Raw genomic sequence first — 14,282 nt, 5'->3', positions numbered from 1 at the left:
ACTGAGGAGCGGAGCGTAGTGGAAGCTACGTGAGCACCGGAAGTTTCGCCTGAATTCAATATTCGATGTCGAGTAAGCTTCTTGGGCTACTTCGTGATCAAAAGCGGACTTTTTGAACAACCTCTGTAAGATAATTGAGATGTGGGGAGAATGAGACATTATGATCTTAGGTTCATTGTCATCTTGGGAAGAGCATAGCAGATACGAGAATTCAGTCATTGTAGAGACTATTGAGGAATTGAAAGTCATCTTACAACTCGAACCTGATCTCGGGCGAATCGAGATCCGCGGTAACGAGATATACGTTTCGATTATGGCGCTTGAGGCGAAGTCGCTAGAGGAACAGGTTGCTGAAAAGCATGAGGCTTATATTGATGTGCATTATCTGATCGAAGGTGAAGAAACGATTGGGTGGTCGCCCTTGCAAGAAGGAATCGAGGCTACTAAGCCTTACGATGCCGAAGCAGATTATGCGCTTTATCCTCCGTCATCCGATGAAATTTTGTTAACTTTGAAGCCGGGGATGTTCGCAGTCTTTTTCCCGCATGATGTACACAGACCTGGTATGGGTCAACCGGGCATGAAGATTAAGAAGGCTGTTATTAAGATACATGTAGGGTTATTAAGTTCATAGAATCTAAGCAGATGACTTCTGAAATCATAAGGAGTCATCTTTTTTATTGCATAGGAGATTATACAATGAAAAAAGATCACTTTCATGGATTCGTGGAAATACACGGTCATCGTCTGCCAAGGGATGTGCAGCTTTCTATTTCTCTATATCAGGGTCAAAACACTAGAATTAAAGGGAAAAACTCCTTGTAATTCTATAATATAAGGTCATATCGATAGAATATAGGGAATTGTTCCCTATAATTCAGCTGAACCGGCTGTTTTTAATTGAAATTGGCAAATATACAGGGAGAAATTCCGTATAACCTGTTCAGATAACAGCTGTGATCTAATTTATAGGGAGGTTTTCCCTGTAACACGTTCTACCTAAGCAAAATCCTCCACCAACACTAGAGTACTTACTCGCCAAACCACTGAAAATCCCTGCGGAAAATACAACAAGTGCTCCGTAAGCTATAAATTCAAACTAATAAATGCCTATTAATCCGACAAGGTGATTTAGTTTTTATATATAAACATTATAACGTTATATTTACTTAATGCACTATTCGTGGTATTTTAAACATTATAATGTTATATGGAAAAAGGTGAGAACAATGGATGAAAGATACGTGCTCCGTCAGGTGAAACGAGTAAGCGGAGAAGAGATCGACATTGTAATCGAAAATGGCAAGATCGCTGAGATCACCCCGGCAGGTGAGGCGCATGGGGGGCAGGAGTGGGAAGGTTCAGGCGCGTACGTATCCAGTGGCTGGATCGATATGCATGTGCATGCCTTTCGCGAATTTGATCCGTATGGTGACGAGATCGATGAGATCGGTGTCCGGCAAGGGGTGACCACCCTAGTCGATGCTGGTAGCTGCGGGGCGGATCGGATAGGTGATCTGGCTCTGGACGCGTCTCAGGCTAAGACGAATGTGCTGGCTTTCTTAAATATCTCGCGGATCGGACTGCTAAGAATTGATGAATTGTCCAACTTGGAATGGATTGATAAGGAGAAGATCCTGCAATCCATCCGAACCTACGGGGAGATAATCGTGGGATTAAAGGCTAGGATCAGCAAAAGCGTTGTGGGTGCCAGCGGGATTGAACCACTGCATATCGCACGAAGCCTTTCAATGGAGACGGGGTTGCCGTTAATGGTACATATCGGTTCAGCACCGCCAGATATCAGAGAGGTTATGCCCCTTTTGCAGCGTAAGGATATCGTGACCCATTATCTCAACGGAAAAGAGAATAATTTGTTTGCTGCGGATGGTCAGCCGCTTCAGGTACTGACTGAGGCCATTGAACGGGGAGTTCATCTCGATGTGGGACATGGAACAGCAAGCTTCTCTTTTAAGGTAGCTGAGGCTGCTAAACGTAATGGTATTGGATTGAATACGATTAGCACGGATATCTATCGAGTGAACCGATTGAAGGGACCTGTCTTTAGCATTTCTAATGTACTTTCCAAGTTTCTATGTTTGGGCTATGCTCTGGATGAGATTGTGGCAGCGGTTACTTCCAATGCGGCGGAATGGCTGGGCAGGCCGGAGCTGGGCCGAATTCAGGTGGGAGATCCTGCAAACTTGACTCTCTTCACCCTGCAGCATAAGTCTGCAGTGCTTGTGGATTCTGAAGGAGAAGAAAGAATGACGGATAAAGTAATCCATGCAAAAGGAGTGGTTATAGGTGGGGAATTCATTAAATGCGAAATACGGGCTTAAACGCGTAATCAATGCAAGCGGCAGAATGAGTATCCTGGGGGTGTCGGCTCCGTCTGACACAGTGATGGAGGCTATGAAGCAAGGCGGACAGAGTTATGTGGAAATAGCGGATCTGGTGGATAAAGCCGGAGATTACACGGCACGAATTCTCGGCGCTGAAGCAGCGCTTATCGTTAACTCAGCCTCCAGCGGTATTGCATTGTCCGTTGCGGCGCTAGTGACCCAAGGCAATCGGCGCCGCAGTGAACGTTTGCACCAAGAAGCCATTCCACGCAATGAAATCATCATTCTGAAGGGGCATAATGTACAGTACGGAGCTCCTGTGGAAACGATGGTCTATCTAGGTGGTGGGAAACTAATTGAGGTCGGTTATGCGAATGAAGGCCGTGCCGAGCATATAGAGGATGCCATTTGTGAGCAGACGGCTGCCATTCTGTACGTAAAGTCCCACCATGCAGTTCAGAAAAATATGTTATCCGTCGAAGAAGCATGGGAGATCGCAAACCGTAGGGGCATTCCACTAATCGTAGATGCCGCAGCGGAAGAAGACCTCTGTAAATATGTGAAATACTCTGACCTGGCAATTTATAGTGGTTCTAAAGCTATTGAAGGGCCTACATCCGGTATTATCGCCGGCAAACGTAATTATGTGGAATGGGTTAAGGTCCAATTGTATGGAATAGGACGCAGTATGAAGGTTGGTAAAGAAACTTCCTTTGGTCTGCTGCAAGCACTAGAGGAATACATGGTCAAGGAAGACAAGAGTGACACCGAGAAAGCGTCTTTGCAGGGATTGATGGTGTTGAATGATCTTCCGGGAATTCGTGTAACCATTGTGCAGGACGAGGCGGGCCGTGCCATCTATCGCGGCCGGGTTCAGGTTGATCCACAGCAGGCCGGAATTACGGCGAAAGAATTGGTAGAGGGGTTGCAGCAAGGCGAGATTGCGATCTATACCCGCGATTATGGAGTGAAGCAGGGATATTTCGATATTGATCCACGGCCGCTTCTGGGGGATGATCTGCACGTGATTGTAGACAGCATTCATAAATTAATAGGGGGACAATAAGATGACGATTTCACAACGTTTTTATAAGGGCCGCACCGCATTAAATGTACTCGCTAAAGATATCGCTAATGCTAAAGAGATTTATGAAGCGGCGGAAGGATATGTGCTGGTCGGTGTGCTATCTAAGGATTATAAGTCGGTAGAAGAAGCCGTAACAGCCATGAAGCAATATGGTCAAGAGATTGAAGATGCGGTATCCATTGGCTTAGGTGCAGGGGATAATCGCCAAGCGGCAATTGTGGCCGAGATTGCTAAGCATTATCCGGGTAGTCATATTAACCAGGCATTCCCGGTGGTTGGAGCTACACGCGCTAATCTTGGTGGGAAAGACAGTTGGATCAACAGCATGATCGCCCCTTCTGGTCACGCTGGTTATGTGAATATTTCTACAGGAGTCTTCAGCGCTGCGCAGAGTGAAGCGGCGATTGTACCTATAGCATCGGCAATTGCGCTTGTTCGGGATATGGGTGGTAATGCACTGAAGTATTTCCCGATGGAGGGATTAAGCCGTGAAGAGGAATACCGCTCTGTCGCTAAGGCCTGTGCTGAGGCAGGGTTCGCACTCGAACCAACCGGTGGAATTGATATGGACAATTTCGAGGAAATACTAGAGATTGCGCTTGAAGCAGGGGTGCCACAAGTGATTCCGCATGTCTACTCATCCATTATCGATAAAGAATCGGGCCAGACCCGGACCCAGGATGTGCGTGATTTGCTTGGAATTATGAAGAGGCTGACAGATAAATATGCCTAAACGAATCGGGGCATTCGGAGAAGTGATGATGCGTCTGCAGGTGCCGGGAGTTCAGCTGCTATCCCAGGGAAACAGCTTAAACTATTCATTCTCTGGTACCGGGGTTAATGTCAGCGCTGCACTGGCACGCTTCGGGCATGAAGGTTATTTGATTTCCCGTTTGCCGACTACTTCCTTGGGAGAGGCCGCCGCCGCGTATTTGCGGAAGCTGGGCATCTCTTCTAGCCTCGTTATACGAGGAGGAGAATATCTGGGCTTGTATTTCTTGGAGAACGGATTTGGTGCACGTCCAAGCAAGGTAACTTACAGCAATCGTCTGGAGAGTAGCTTCAATACGGCTCCTGAGGAAACTTATAATTATGAAGAGATTGCGCGAAGCCTGGATGTGATCCATTTCTGCGGCATTACGCTGGCTATGAACGATAGTGTACGTCATCATATGAAATCCTTGGCTAGAGCTGTCAAGCAGCAGGGTGGGACTGTTATCTTTGATTGCAACTATCGTCCGTCCTTGTGGGGACCGGAAGGCTATTCACAAGCGAAGCCGCATTACGAGGAGATGCTGCAGCTGGCCGATATCGTAATGATGAATGAGAAGGACGCAATCTTTATCTTGGGGATCAGCACTGAACAAGCTGAACGTGAAGAGCAACTGATCGAACTGATTCCAGCAGTTGCGAAGCATTACGATATCTCGGTGATCGCAGGCACCCATCGCAGTATTCATGGCGACAACTCACATTCACTGCGTGGGTTTCTTTATAAGAATCAGAGCTTCTTCTTTTCGGATACGCTGAGATTTCTCGTCTATGATAGAATAGGGGCTGGAGATGCCTATACGAGCGGAATTGTGCATGGCGAGCTAACAGGATTTACACCTGAGCAGACAGTACGGTTTGCCGCTGCCGCTAGTATGTTAGCCCATACTGTCGAGGGCGACACTCCCATGGCTTCAGAAGCGGATATACTTCGAGCTATGACTCTATCCGTAGGCGATGTAGAAAGGTAGTGAACCTCTTGAGTTTATCCCGAAAAGATAAGCCCTTATATATGCAAATTGCAAATATTATAAAGGATCGGATTCTACACGGAGTCTATCCTATTGGATTGAATATTCCTTCCGAGCCTCAGCTAGAGCAGGAATTCAATGTCAGCAAGATCACTGTACGCGGTGCCATTCAGGAGCTCGTCCAAGAAGGATTTCTGGAAAAGGGGAGCGGCAAGGGGACGAAGGTGATCCGTAATACCTCATCATCCAAGCTGTCCAAGTGGAAAAAATTCACGGAAATTCTAGTGGATGAAGGGCACCAAATTCGGAAGCAATGGCTGAAGGCGGAGCGAGTATATAATGAAGTTCAAAGCGAAGCCTTTCGTTTATTCGGCGAACGTTGTATACGCTTGGAACGCATATATAGTCTCAATGATATTCCATACGTTCATTACACGCATTATTTAGTAAATGGTATGGATGATTTAGATCTACTGGACTTAAATGCCCAGTCCTTGTATGAACTGCTTGAAGAGCGGAGCGTTTCCTTAGAGAAACTGCGTGATGAATTTTCCGTTGCCGTTCCTCCGCCTGATGTAGAGGAGATATTGCTCCTTGATAAGAAGTGTCCCTTGCTGAAGCGAACTCGTTATTCTTATGATGAGCTGGGCAAGGTAACTGAGTATAGTGTAGGCTTTTACAATACAGAGCTGCAGAATTATGTAGTGAACTATGAGGTGTAGTTAAAACGACTCGTGATATCGCGGGTCAATTATTCATTAGCAAGAAAACTATGCGCAATCACATCTCCAACATAATGCAGAAATTAAAAGTTAAAGGCCGTTCACAAGTGGTTGTCGAGCTGATTAGGCTTGGGGAGCTAAAAGTGACGCATTTATACCTTCTCCACCTTTACGGGTGTGGGGAGGTTTTTTGTGGTAGAGGAAAACTAAAACCAAGCGATTGCTGTCCACTGATGGATGTCATCGCTTGGTTTAGTGTTTAAGATCGATATTCATGGTGTCAAAATCAACCTTGCATTTAGCTCTTATCATAAAATCAATACCAACAATTCCATCAAAGCCATAAGGCTCTTGTATCGAACCAAGCTGAATTGGTAAATCAGTCAAAGTAATATGTTCAATGAGTATGTCAGGAATCTGCTGCTCATAGCAAATTTCGCTAGTCCCCCCAACCCCATACATTCGTTTTGCTCGTCCATTAATAAAATCAATATGGATGCCTATTACAGCTAATGCATCGGTATCAAAGACGGTTGCCGCACTCCTAAAAAAATTCTTCTATAACCTCAACGTCGTTTCTGCTCGTATGAAATACATACAACTCACGCGTCGGATGAAGCTTGTGTAGTTTTTTGTAGCCGCTCCAAGCTTCTTGCGGATTATCGTAGTCTTGAATGATCGATATATAATGGAAGTGAATGTTATAATTGTAGTTATATGTGCGGTTGATAAGACCTACATAAATTTCTTATATCTGAATCAATACCATATAAGCGATTGTACCGAATGCTATGGATAATAGCATATTTCTTCGCCAGAGATGAAGCAACGCGACGATTGCGACGGATATTAGCTCCGGTAATCCGTGATTACCGGACAATACGTTAGTGTTCTTTAGGCTATAAATAACAAGGAGTCCAATCGTTGCTGATGGAAGAACTCTACCTAGGTATTGAATGTACTTTGGGGTTGGACGTCCCGGTGGGAAAATAATGAACGGAATAAAACGTGTCATCATCGTGCCTAGCACAACCATGGCAATTGTAATGATCTGCTGAAAAGTAGACATCGTCATGCGGTTTCACCTACCGGTTCCTGTTGTTTACGAGTGATCGTAAGTGCTGCAATAATCAGGATCATTGCGGGGATCATAAAGCTGTCACGTCCAAATATGATAAGGCACAGTATGGAGATAACAACGCCTACTAGAGCACTTCTATGGGTCGATCCACTCTTCCATTGCTCAATAAAGATAACAACGAATAGTGCTGTCATCACAAATTCGAGACCTTCCATATTCATGTGAAAAATCGATCCGAATACTCCCCCGATACAAGCGCCTACGACCCAATAGCAATGATTTAGCAGCGTGACGAAGAACATATACCAACCGCGATCCACTCCTTCAGGGATCTTCGCGGAATAATTGATGGTGAATGATTCATCACAGAGACCAAAAATCAAATAAAGCTTCTTCAGCCCCGTACCTTTAAACTTCTCCAGCATAGATATGCCATAAAATAGATGTCGTGCATTAACCATTAAAGCAAACAATAATGCACTTAATGGATGATAAGCACCTAATAACAAGTGAACCGTTAGAAATTCCATCGATCCAGCATAAATAAGCGAGCTCATTAGAAAGGTATAGATCACATGAAACCCTGATACATTCATGTAAATTCCGTAGGCGATCCCCAAGAATAAAAAAGCGGCAAGAATGGGAAAGGTAGCGGGAGCCGCGGTGCGGAATGCTACATAAAGTTTGTTATTGTTACGCATGTTACTTACAACCCCTTAGCTTATGTCCATGTCATTGTAGCAGTGCGAATCCATACAATCAACGGTATAATTGTATGGATTACAATTTTGTGGGAGGACAATATGCCGATCAATTCTTTTGTTAATTACCCGATGTCGTGGCGACCTGACAGACATACGCTGAAGCGTCCGATCTATCATTCCATAGCCTCATTGCTTGAACAAGATATAGCTAGCGGTCTTTTGGTACCCGGAACGAAGCTTCCCCCTCAACGTGAGCTAGCGGATTTTTTAGATGTTAATTTCACAACAATTACACGCGCTTATAAGCTATGCGAAGCTAAAGGACTCATCTATGCTATTACAGGAAGTGGTACCTTTGTGGCAACGAATGCAACGCGCTCGATAGCAATATCGAAGGACAAAATTTCTCATGACTGTATTGATCTGGGGCTAGTTGCTTCGTTTGAGCAGAGTAACTCGATCGTAGCTCAGGTCGCAAGAAGGGTTATGCATAGAGGCAATATAGAGGAACTATTAAATTACAATGATCCTACAGGAATGCCACATCATAAACTGGCAGGCCTATCATGGATGCAAGCATTTGGGATACAGGCAAATATCAATAACATCGCAATTGCATCCGGTGGCCTGAATGCGTTAGTCATTACGTTATTTGCTCTCTTCGAACCTGGACAACGGATTGCCGTTGATGTATTCACCTATTCTAATTTTATTGAGCTTGCCCGAATGTATCGTATTCAGCTTGTTCCGATTCCAGGCGATACCTCTGGAATGCTACCACAAGTGCTGGATAACCAGTGCCAGCTGCTGGATATACGTGGTATATTCCTGATGCCTTCTTGTACAAATCCTACAACAGTTATGATGACTGATGGGCGGAAGCGTGAAATTGCTAACGTTATCCAGAAACATAACTTGCTGCTCATAGAAGATGATATTCATGCGTTCTTAACGGCAGGTCATTTAGAAGAATACAAACAACCGATGTACTCATTGCTTCCTGATCAGACCATCTATATTAGCAGTACGACAAAATCTATTTGCTCTGGACTTAGGATTGCTTATATCGTATTTGGAGAGAAATTCAAAGAGAGAATTGAGCGGGCTATTTTCAATATTAATGTGAAGACATCCTCCCTAGATGCCGAGATTATTTCTGAGCTTATTGTATCGGGGAGTGCTGCTGAGATTGTCGCATATAAAAAAGAACTGGTCCAAGCTGCGAACAAGCTATTTTCGACATATTTTCCACAAACAGCAGCCGAAGGGCACCCCTTAAGTTTTTTTAAATGGATTCCCTTATCAGGATACCGTACAGCCGCTGAACTGGAGTCAGAACTGTTACAACAAGGCGTTCGAATATTCCATTCCGATTGGTTTCTTAGTGGTGCCAGCACACCGGACAAGTATGTACGTGTAGCCTTATCGTCGTCATCCTCATTGGATGAGCTGGACACTGGACTGAAGATTCTGAAGCAACATATGTCCTTAGACTAGGATATGTCTGAAAGCTCAGCTTACAGAGAGATTCTCTGTGGGCTGATTCGGATTTTTTGCATCTTAGTATGTGATAAATATAACTATTTAAATTTATGAATATACAAGCTGTGATGACTGATGTAAAATTACACTACCTGAAGCGTTTTGGAACAGCTTAAGGGCTTTTTGCATGCTCTTTTGCAGATTGCAAAGAATAGGGGCATGTCTACTATAGAAAGATTAATGGAGGTAGGAGAGTTTTATGAAGAAAAAAGCATTAAAAAGAATGTTGATGTTGTCGATGATGGTCGTTGTCGTCGCTGTACTTGCAGTAGGTTGTGGTTCAAAGAATAACACGAATACAGCATCGACAGAGGGTAACGCAGCAGAGGCCTCAAAAGAAGCTGTTACTTTGTCGCTTGGCTTACTGCCTTCGATTGATGCGATTCCTTTTGTAATTGCTCATGAGCAAGGTTTTGATAAGAAGCATGGAGTGAACCTAGATATCCAAACGTTCAAGAGTGCAAAAGACCGTGATGTCGCCTTTCAAGCAGGCAAGTTAGAGGGGATCAGTGCTGATTTGGTTGCAATTTCTATCTACAATGAAGCCGGGCTGGATGTGAAGATCACTAGCACAACTTTTGGTGAATTCGATTTATTGACTGGGAATGACGCCATCCAAGATGTGAAGGATCTGAAGGGCAAAACCGTGATTTTGTCCAAAAACACTTCCACACAATATACTGTGGCGATGATGCTGAAACAAGCGGGTTTAACGGAAGATGATATTACGGTAACTGAGGTTCCACAAATCCCTACCCGTTTAGAATTGCTTAAGAACAATAAGGCGGATGCAGCTATTTTACCTGAACCATTTGTAACTATGGGTAAAGCTTCAGGTTTGCGCGTGCTTAGCTCCACGCATACAGCGGGAGTGAATCCATTTGTACTGGCTTTCCCACAAACCGCTATTGATGCTAAGGCAGATGCGATTCGCAACATGTATGCTGCTTATGACGAGGCTGTAGCGTATATGAAATCTCATGATCAATCCGAATATATCGATCTTGTGATCAAAGAAGTTGGTTATCCAGAAACGTTGAAAGATGAGATCAAGGTGCCTGATTATGTCCCTGCCAATCAAGTGGATGTGAAAGAAATAGAAGCCGCATTTGCATGGGCACGGGAAAAAGGTTTGCTTAGCAAAAATATCTCGGCTGAAGATGTGATTTCTGATGTCCAATTCAAGAAATAAAGGACTCGTCATTAAGGACCTTAAAGTAGAGTATAAGACAGGTCAACTGGCCTTAGGAAAGATGGATCTATCTTTACCGGAACATGGGATTTACACGATCATCGGACCCTCTGGCAGCGGAAAATCAACTTTATTACGGGCGATTGCGGGCTTGCTGCCAAGCTATATGGGGCAAATTCTTTTTAATGAAAAATCCGTGCATGATAAAGAAACTCTGATCGGCCTGGTACCGCAAAACTACGGGCTTCTTCCATGGAAGACTGTACATGATAATATTCAAATCGCGATGAAAATCTCGCATACTGCGAGCACTTCCAAGCAAGAACGGGAGAATCAGATTAATCAGTGGCTGTCATCGATGGGAATCTCTGATTTAGCTGATCGTTATCCTCTTTCTCTTAGTGGAGGACAGCAGCAAAGAGTGGCAATCGCCAGAGCGTTCGCCATTTTGCCCACTATTTTACTGCTGGACGAGCCATTCTCCGCACTGGATGCGATTACTAGGGAAACGCTACAGATTCTCTTTTTGGATAACTGGTTAGCGCATCCGGCGACTACCTTATTTGTTACCCATGATGTGGAAGAAGCTATTCTGCTGGGGCAGAAAATTATTGTTATGCCGTCTAATAAAAAAGAAGCTCCGGAAATGATCGATAATCAATTAGTGTTTCAGATGAAGCATGAAGATAAGCGGGACAGTGTAGATTTCTTTGAGCAGACTAAGCGAATCAGAAAGGTAATGCAGGAGATATGGTGAGAAAAAATCGGATTCATCACATAATAAGACTGTTGTTTGTGTTCTTTTGTATGAATGTGGTTTGGTATATTGCCTATTTGCTTATGAATCATTCGATTTTGCCGAGTCCATTCGCGGTATATAACGCTATGTTTCACTTAGGTGGTCAGGAGATTGCTTTAAATGTAGGGTATAGCTTGTTCAGAATTTTTGCAGGTGTAGTGCTAGCATTAATCATTGGACTGCTCATTGGTCTTCTGATGGGACGTTCGCTGACTTGGAATAAGCTGCTTGACCCTGTGGTCTACTTGACCTATCCTGTTCCCAAAATCGCCCTGCTTCCCGTTGTGATGCTATTCTTCGGACTTGGTGAAACGTCTAAAATCTTAATGATCATGCTGATTCTCTTGTTCCAGATTATTATCTCCGTTAGGGATGGTGTGAAGGCTATTCCTGAGAATACCTATGATGTCTTAACGAGTATAGGGGCAAGTACAGTGCAGAAATTCTGGCATGTGACACTGCCAGGTGCACTGTCGGTCATTCTGAGTACGATTCGTATTTCACTGGGAACAGCGATATCTGTACTCTTTTTCACGGAGATTTATGGAACTGAGCATGGCATGGGCTTCTTCATTATGGATGCTTGGTTAAGACTGGATTATCCGGAGATGTATGCGGGAATTATGCTGTTCAGCTTGGTGGGATTTGTCCTCTTCTTACTTGTTGATTATCTTGATTACAAGTTTATGAAGTGGCGGAATTAAATGTAGTTGGAGATATAACTATAGCTTTCCTTTGTCGAGTTTAGGCAAGGGGGAGCTTTTTTTGTGTGATTTTAGAGTGGCAACAAAGGGGCTTCAAATTAGTATATCAATTCGGTTAAGATGGATAAGTATTCGATAAACTGTATTGGATACACATCCAAACTAAGGGAGTAAAACGATGAATAAGCGCACATCGGGATTTGAGCACAGCACAGCATCCTTTGCTGAGAAGAAAGTTACCTGGCTGGAACTATTTTATGATCTGCTTTTTGTAGCTGCAGTTTCAAAAGCGAGTCATGTCTTGTTGCATGTAGAAGCGGGTACAATTCCACTTGAATATTTATCTAAATTTATCTTAATATTCATTCCGATCTGGTGGGCCTGGGTGGGACAATCTCTTTTTGTAAATCGGTTTGGACAGGACATCTTTTCACACCGAATATTTCTGATTCTACAATTATTTTTTGTATTAATCATGACAGCCAGCTTATCGGTTAACTTTGATCAATACTATATGCCATTTCTAATCGGTTATGTTGGCTTAAGAGCTATGACTGCCATTCAATATCTTACGGTAAATAAGAATGAAGCAGCTGATAGAAAGGACACTGCCCGTTACCTGGGAAGTCGTTTTTGGATTGGATTAGTGATCTCTGCTTTATCACTTTTCTTTGACTCTTGGATACGTTATGTAGTTTTGTATACGGGAATTACTATAGACATTTTGCTTCCATTAATCGGTCGGAGATACTTGGTGAAAAGCCCGATAAACACTCATCATTTATTAGAACGTTTCTCGTTGTTTACCCTCATTCTACTTGGCGAATCTGTGGTCAGTATACTTGCAGTCTTACAGTCTAGCCACTGGACGTGGCAATCTATTTTATTTGCATTATTAACTTTTCTATTAATTATAGCTATGTGGTGGCAATACTTTGATAATGTTGAAAAGAAAGTGGACAAAACCATAGAGACTGCCGGGCAAACCATAATTTATGGACATTTATTTATTTATGTATCCTTAAGCATGATTGCAGCTTCAATCCAACTGCTATTTTTAGAACAATTAAATTACACATTTATGGTATGTTTTATTTTTGGATCGGTCCTGCTCTACTTCTTCTCTACCTCACTGGTCTTCCATAAATATAGACGTATACAGCAACGGTTAGGGATATTTCATTTGGCGTTATTATTAGGTATACTTGGCGTTTTTTTCGCAGTAGATTTGTTGTTCCTTATACCCAATTACCTGATCATTGGAGAAATGGTGTTATTTTTTGCTGTGTATGCAAAATTAACGACTTGAGCTTCGTTTTATCGAAGCTGAATAAATTGAAGAAGGAAGCCGGGTCATTGCAACCCGGCTTCCTTCTTTCATAATGGGAGTGTGCGGTATCCCCCTGTCGTTATTGCCCAAGAAGCGCTGGCACGATAAATCGGCCGAACACATTAGCTGGTGAGCCTTTCTTGTATTTATCCGCAGTAATGACTGCAACCAGCTCATAGGATGGAACCGCAATAATATGCTGGCCCATGAAGCCAAGCGCAAAATAATAAGGGATCTCCTTTGGCTGCTGCTCCGTACCTGCATTGAATGATGATACCCACCAGTGCCATCCGTAGAAGCCCTTCTGTGGTAGCGTGGCTGCGACATAGGGGCGAGTGGACTTCTGAACAGTACCCGAATGAATGAGCTGTTGATCCTTCCAGCGCCCTTCTTGCAAATAAAGGAGACCAAATTTCAGCATATCCTCAGGCATCATATAAAGGCCAAACCCACCAGTATGTATGCCTTGTGGATCACTGTCCCAGCGATAGCTTTCGATGCCAAGCGGCTGAAATAGCTGATCTTCAGCAAATGCTGCAACGTCTTGTCCAGAACATTCACGCAGGATAGCGGATAAAATCTGGGAGCAGCCGGAGTTATAGTTCATCTCAGTGCCTGGCGTATGAGATAGCGGCTGGGCGAGCACAAACTTTATCCAGTCTGCGGTTCTAGTCATAGTCGGAAAGGAATTTTGCCCCCCAAATTCTGTCCAGTTAAAGCCTGCTGTCATTGTTAATAAGTGACTGATAGTGATTTCTCTTTTTCGTTGATCTTGATCCTCTTTTAATAAAGGGAAAAATAGAGAAATAGGTGTATCAGGTGGCGGAACGATTTGTTTATCTATGGCTATGCTGACTAAGGCGGCGAGCACGCTTTTGGTGCATGAGTTTATTTTACCTAGCTCTTTAGCGATTTCAGGCTCACGATAATGCTCCAGTATAGGTTTTCCATGTTGAACGATTAGACAACTGCGAATTTCTAGGCCAGTAATACCGTCTATAAGCGGCTGAAGGTTCCAATCAGTGATGTGAATG

Annotated in this window: 16 protein-coding genes and 1 pseudogene; 13 read left to right on the top strand and 4 right to left on the bottom strand. The window is 43.6% G+C overall.

Going from position 1 to position 14,282, the window contains the following annotated elements; translation table 11 throughout:
• Positions 1-160 precede the first annotated feature (160 nt).
• From H70737_RS24075 to H70737_RS31360, 8 genes and pseudogenes are all read left to right on the top strand, one after another.
• A complete protein-coding gene (locus tag H70737_RS24075) occupies positions 161-634 on the top strand; it encodes a NanQ anomerase/TabA/YiaL family protein (protein ID WP_042191365.1) in 474 nt (157 codons plus the stop codon).
• 65 nt (positions 635-699) lie between these two features.
• Complete coding sequence (locus tag H70737_RS31525; RefSeq protein WP_269321778.1) at positions 700-825, top strand: hypothetical protein; 126 nt, start codon at positions 700-702, stop codon at positions 823-825.
• A 404-nt stretch (positions 826-1,229) separates the two neighbouring features.
• Positions 1,230-2,342, top strand: coding sequence for an amidohydrolase/deacetylase family metallohydrolase (locus H70737_RS24070; protein ID WP_042191363.1), 1,113 nt, complete (start codon positions 1,230-1,232; stop codon positions 2,340-2,342).
• Positions 2,308-3,411, top strand: coding sequence for a DgaE family pyridoxal phosphate-dependent ammonia lyase (locus H70737_RS24065; protein WP_081951195.1), 1,104 nt, complete (start codon positions 2,308-2,310; stop codon positions 3,409-3,411). Before H70737_RS24070 ends, H70737_RS24065 begins: the two co-directional genes overlap by 35 nt.
• A 1-nt stretch (position 3,412) precedes the next feature.
• The gene (gene dagF, locus H70737_RS24060; RefSeq protein ID WP_042191361.1) at positions 3,413-4,165 is read left to right on the top strand and encodes a 2-dehydro-3-deoxy-phosphogluconate aldolase; all 753 of its coding nucleotides are present in this window, start codon (positions 3,413-3,415) and stop codon (positions 4,163-4,165) included.
• The gene (locus H70737_RS24055; RefSeq protein ID WP_042191359.1) at positions 4,158-5,174 is read left to right on the top strand and encodes a sugar kinase; all 1,017 of its coding nucleotides are present in this window, start codon (positions 4,158-4,160) and stop codon (positions 5,172-5,174) included. Before dagF ends, H70737_RS24055 begins: the two co-directional genes overlap by 8 nt.
• A gap of 41 nt (positions 5,175-5,215) precedes the next feature.
• The gene (locus H70737_RS24050) at positions 5,216-5,896 is read left to right on the top strand and encodes a GntR family transcriptional regulator (RefSeq protein WP_197071327.1); all 681 of its coding nucleotides are present in this window, start codon (positions 5,216-5,218) and stop codon (positions 5,894-5,896) included.
• A gap of 2 nt (positions 5,897-5,898) precedes the next feature.
• A pseudogene (locus H70737_RS31360) lies at positions 5,899-6,042 on the top strand (LuxR C-terminal-related transcriptional regulator); the annotation flags it as partial.
• A gap of 106 nt (positions 6,043-6,148) precedes the next feature.
• On the opposite strand, the gene H70737_RS30475 reads toward H70737_RS31360, so the two are convergent.
• The 3 genes from H70737_RS30475 to H70737_RS24035 form a co-directional block, all read right to left on the bottom strand.
• The gene (locus tag H70737_RS30475; RefSeq protein ID WP_081951193.1) at positions 6,149-6,358 is read right to left on the bottom strand and encodes a hypothetical protein; all 210 of its coding nucleotides are present in this window, start codon (positions 6,356-6,358) and stop codon (positions 6,149-6,151) included.
• Positions 6,359-6,644: 286 nt separating this feature from the next.
• Complete coding sequence (locus tag H70737_RS24040; RefSeq protein ID WP_042191355.1) at positions 6,645-6,971, bottom strand: branched-chain amino acid transporter permease; 327 nt, start codon at positions 6,969-6,971, stop codon at positions 6,645-6,647.
• Complete coding sequence (locus tag H70737_RS24035) at positions 6,968-7,678, bottom strand: AzlC family ABC transporter permease (RefSeq protein ID WP_042191353.1); 711 nt, start codon at positions 7,676-7,678, stop codon at positions 6,968-6,970. Before H70737_RS24035 ends, H70737_RS24040 begins: the two co-directional genes overlap by 4 nt.
• A 102-nt stretch (positions 7,679-7,780) precedes the next feature.
• On the opposite strand from H70737_RS24035, the gene H70737_RS24030 reads away from it, so the two are divergent.
• From H70737_RS24030 to H70737_RS24010, 5 genes are all read left to right on the top strand, one after another.
• On the top strand, positions 7,781-9,178 hold the full coding sequence (locus H70737_RS24030; protein ID WP_042191351.1) for an aminotransferase-like domain-containing protein: 1,398 nt from the start codon (positions 7,781-7,783) through the stop codon (positions 9,176-9,178).
• A gap of 244 nt (positions 9,179-9,422) precedes the next feature.
• A complete protein-coding gene (locus tag H70737_RS24025) occupies positions 9,423-10,415 on the top strand; it encodes an ABC transporter substrate-binding protein (protein ID WP_156113181.1) in 993 nt (330 codons plus the stop codon).
• On the top strand, positions 10,396-11,172 hold the full coding sequence (locus H70737_RS24020) for an ABC transporter ATP-binding protein (RefSeq protein WP_052404401.1): 777 nt from the start codon (positions 10,396-10,398) through the stop codon (positions 11,170-11,172). The genes H70737_RS24025 and H70737_RS24020 overlap by 20 nt, the downstream gene beginning before the upstream one ends.
• A 50-nt stretch (positions 11,173-11,222) precedes the next feature.
• On the top strand, positions 11,223-11,918 hold the full coding sequence (locus H70737_RS24015; protein ID WP_231573342.1) for an ABC transporter permease: 696 nt from the start codon (positions 11,223-11,225) through the stop codon (positions 11,916-11,918).
• 178 nt (positions 11,919-12,096) lie between these two features.
• Positions 12,097-13,227 (top strand): low temperature requirement protein A, encoded by a 1,131-nt coding sequence (locus tag H70737_RS24010; protein ID WP_042191347.1) that lies wholly within the window; start codon positions 12,097-12,099, stop codon positions 13,225-13,227.
• Positions 13,228-13,327: 100 nt separating this feature from the next.
• On the opposite strand, the gene H70737_RS24005 is transcribed toward H70737_RS24010, so the two are convergent.
• Positions 13,328-14,275 carry a serine hydrolase domain-containing protein gene (locus tag H70737_RS24005; protein WP_042191345.1) on the bottom strand — a complete coding sequence of 316 codons (948 nt, stop codon included), beginning with the start codon at positions 14,273-14,275 and terminating at the stop codon, positions 13,328-13,330.
• Positions 14,276-14,282 lie beyond the last annotated feature (7 nt).

The sequence above is a fragment of the Paenibacillus sp. FSL H7-0737 genome, assembly GCF_000758545.1.
GTDB lineage: Bacteria > Bacillota > Bacilli > Paenibacillales > Paenibacillaceae > Paenibacillus_AQ.
The sequence above is the reverse complement of the archived record's forward strand: the minus strand, read 5'-3'. Positions and strand labels throughout refer to the sequence as shown.

Excerpts from the sequence above, each read along its gene's own strand:
- H70737_RS24070 (WP_042191363.1), top strand. The coding sequence starts at position 1,230 with ATGGATGAAAGATACGTGCTCCGTCAGGTGAAACGAGTAAGCGGAGAA.
- H70737_RS24055 (WP_042191359.1), top strand. The coding sequence starts at position 4,158 with ATGCCTAAACGAATCGGGGCATTCGGAGAAGTGATGATGCGTCTGCAG.
- H70737_RS24030 (WP_042191351.1), top strand. The coding sequence starts at position 7,781 with ATGCCGATCAATTCTTTTGTTAATTACCCGATGTCGTGGCGACCTGAC.
- H70737_RS24040 (WP_042191355.1), bottom strand. The coding sequence starts at position 6,971 with ATGACGATGTCTACTTTTCAGCAGATCATTACAATTGCCATGGTTGTG.
- H70737_RS24075 (WP_042191365.1), top strand. The coding sequence starts at position 161 with ATGATCTTAGGTTCATTGTCATCTTGGGAAGAGCATAGCAGATACGAG.
- H70737_RS30475 (WP_081951193.1), bottom strand. The coding sequence starts at position 6,358 with ATGTATGGGGTTGGGGGGACTAGCGAAATTTGCTATGAGCAGCAGATT.
- H70737_RS24050 (WP_197071327.1), top strand. The coding sequence starts at position 5,216 with ATGCAAATTGCAAATATTATAAAGGATCGGATTCTACACGGAGTCTAT.
- H70737_RS24010 (WP_042191347.1), top strand. The coding sequence starts at position 12,097 with ATGAATAAGCGCACATCGGGATTTGAGCACAGCACAGCATCCTTTGCT.
- H70737_RS31525 (WP_269321778.1), top strand. The coding sequence starts at position 700 with ATGAAAAAAGATCACTTTCATGGATTCGTGGAAATACACGGTCATCGT.
- dagF (WP_042191361.1), top strand. The coding sequence starts at position 3,413 with ATGACGATTTCACAACGTTTTTATAAGGGCCGCACCGCATTAAATGTA.
- H70737_RS24035 (WP_042191353.1), bottom strand. The coding sequence starts at position 7,678 with ATGCGTAACAATAACAAACTTTATGTAGCATTCCGCACCGCGGCTCCC.
- H70737_RS24015 (WP_231573342.1), top strand. The coding sequence starts at position 11,223 with ATGAATGTGGTTTGGTATATTGCCTATTTGCTTATGAATCATTCGATT.
- H70737_RS24025 (WP_156113181.1), top strand. The coding sequence starts at position 9,423 with ATGAAGAAAAAAGCATTAAAAAGAATGTTGATGTTGTCGATGATGGTC.
- H70737_RS24020 (WP_052404401.1), top strand. The coding sequence starts at position 10,396 with ATGTCCAATTCAAGAAATAAAGGACTCGTCATTAAGGACCTTAAAGTA.